This window comes from Roseateles sp. P5_B10, assembly GCF_056400485.1.
Genome location: NZ_JBFULE010001662.1, coordinates 1 through 567, shown reverse-complemented (window position 1 = coordinate 567; position 567 = coordinate 1). Strand labels below are relative to the sequence as shown.

1 protein-coding gene is annotated in these 567 nt (G+C 64.7%); it reads left to right on the top strand.

The window, feature by feature from the left end:
• Positions 1 to 567, top strand: a 567-nt coding sequence (locus AC1DU6_RS35195; RefSeq protein WP_477863201.1) for an ATP-grasp domain-containing protein, incomplete at both ends; no start/stop codon positions are given.

The following is a 567-nucleotide window of genomic DNA, read 5'->3' as shown; positions in this document are numbered from 1 at the left end:
AAAGTGCAGGAGCGGCTGAGGCCGCTGGTCGGCTTGGCGTTGCCGTCCTTCGAGAGTTACCGGATCGCGCACAGCAAGGCCGGCTTCAGCCGTATGCTGAGCGAGCTTGGATTGGCGCAGCCAGAGACGCAGATCGTCGCCGGCGCTGATGCGCTTCGTGCTGCAGTTCGTTTTCCCTGCGTCATCAAGACGGCCATCGGCACTGCGAGCCGCGGCGTCTGGATGGTGCGCAATGATGCTGACCTTGCGCTCGCAATGAGAGAGCTTGAGGCCGGCAACGGCTTTGCCGGCGAAGTGCTGGTGCAGGTCCGCGTCACGGGTACGACCGAGAAGGCGCAGGGCGTGTTCTGCCGCGGCGAACTGGTCGGCTTTCACGCCTATCGGCAGATCATGGAGGGTGCCGGCGGCGGCGATGCCATCAAACGCAGCGTGCGGCGTGAGCGCGTGCGCGACGATCTCGCCACCATCGGCCGGCATCTCGCCTGGCACGGCGCGCTGTCGATCGACTTTATCATGCCGGACGATGACAGCGGGCCATTCTATATCGACTGCAATCCGCGACTGGTC